Genomic DNA, 1,631 nt, shown 5'->3' on the forward strand with positions numbered 1-1,631 from the left:
CCCCGGGCCGGGCGGCGCCGGGACACCGGCCGCGGTGCGCCGGTCAGCGCAGCGACCACACCTGGTTGGGCTGGGTCCCGCCGGCGTAGCAGTCCCAGATCTGGATCCGGGTGCCGTTGGCGGCGCCCTGGCCGACCGCGTCGAGGCACTTGCCGGAGTTGGGGTTCACGACGGTGCCGTTGGCGTTGACCTGCCACTGCTGGGCGCCGTTGTCGAGGCAGGTCCACAGCCGGACCTGGGTGCCGTTGGCGGTGCCCTGTCCGGCGACGTCCAGGCACTTGCCGGAGTTGGGGTTCACGAAGGTGCTGCCGACCCGCTGCCAGACCTGGGCGCCGGTGCCGTTGCAGTCGTAGAGCTGGACGGCCGTGCCGTCGGCCGTCCCGGCGGCCTGGACGTCGAGGCAGCGGCCGCTGCCCTGGCCGACCAGGGTGCTTCCGGTGCCCCCGCCGCCTCCGGTGCCGTTGGCGGTGAAGGAGAAGGAGTCCACGGCGAGGCCGGTGCCGCCGACCCACGGCTCGAAGCCGAACTGGACGCTGGTCATGTACCAGGCGCGGTTGAGGTAGCCGCGGTTGGCGGAGTCCTCGGTGAAGTCCTTGATGTTGACCGAGAGTGAGCCGGTGCCCTGCTGGCGGACGTAGGAGACGACGTTCCAGCCGATGCCGCCGTTGATGAGCCGGCCCTCCCAGACGTCCCAGGCGGCGCCGGCGAGGTTGGCGGTGCCGACCTTCTGGCCTGCGGGCTGCGGGGCGCCGCGGTGGTTGCCCCAGATCATCAGCTCGGCGCCGTTGTTCTGGCCGGACGGGTTCGGCGAGGAGTCGAACCAGATGTCGTAGGCGGCGTCCCACTCGCCGCTGCCGATCGTCCGGTAGCCGACGCTGGTCTGCGGGTTGCCGAAGGCGCTGACCTGGAGCGGGAGTCCGCTGCCGGTGGTGCAGTTGGTGTAGTGGCAGCCGGCGTAGACCGACGGGTAGGAGGCCGGGGCGCCGTTGGTGGGCTTGTTGTGGCTCTCCGACGAGATGCCGAAGCCGGTGTCGGTGACGGACAGGCACTGCTGGGTGCTGTCGCCCCAGTTGTTGTTCTGGACGATGTACCGGCCGCCCGCGATCCGGACGGAGCCGAAGGTGTCGCAGAGCCGGGTGGCGGCACCGGCGGGCGGTGCGGCGGCGACCGGCAGCGCGGCCGCGGCGGTCAGCAGCGCGAGGGCGCCGATCGCGGTTCGCAGGCGGCGGAGTAACGAGGTCATGGGTGTCCTCCGAGCGGTGGGGTGGGGTGGGCGGCTGCCGGCGGGCCTCCCCCGACGGTAGGAGAACCGGGCCGGGCCCGGGAAGACGTTCAACGGGAGATTCTCGGGAGCGCTCCCAACAGTGCTGGTCATGTGGGGTGACTTCGAAAGTTTCGTGGGAGCGCTCCCAGATTGGGCCGTTGATGGCATTGACGCGGACACCTCCACACCCCCAGTCTTCCCGGGAGGCCCTCCCGTTCCGCCGGGTGCCGCTCCCCCGTCCCCACGCGACCCGCCCGAGGTGCGGCATGCCCCCTCACACCCCCGGCCCGGAGGCCGCCGAGGCGTCCCGCTCCCCTCTGCGCACTCGCCGCCGCGCTCACGCCCGCCCTGCTGATGCCCGCCGCCC

Annotated in this window: 1 protein-coding gene; it reads right to left on the minus strand. The window is 72.5% G+C overall.

Features of this window, described 5'->3' with window-relative positions; all coding sequences use genetic code 11:
• Positions 1-43 precede the first annotated feature (43 nt).
• Positions 44-1,243 carry an RICIN domain-containing protein gene (locus ABZ641_RS36480; protein ID WP_344622357.1) on the minus strand — a complete coding sequence of 400 codons (1,200 nt, stop codon included), beginning with the start codon at positions 1,241-1,243 and terminating at the stop codon, positions 44-46.
• Positions 1,244-1,631 lie beyond the last annotated feature (388 nt).

The sequence above is a fragment of the Kitasatospora sp. NPDC007106 genome, from assembly GCF_040634455.1.
In the GTDB taxonomy this organism is placed as follows: domain Bacteria; phylum Actinomycetota; class Actinomycetes; order Streptomycetales; family Streptomycetaceae; genus Kitasatospora; species Kitasatospora arboriphila.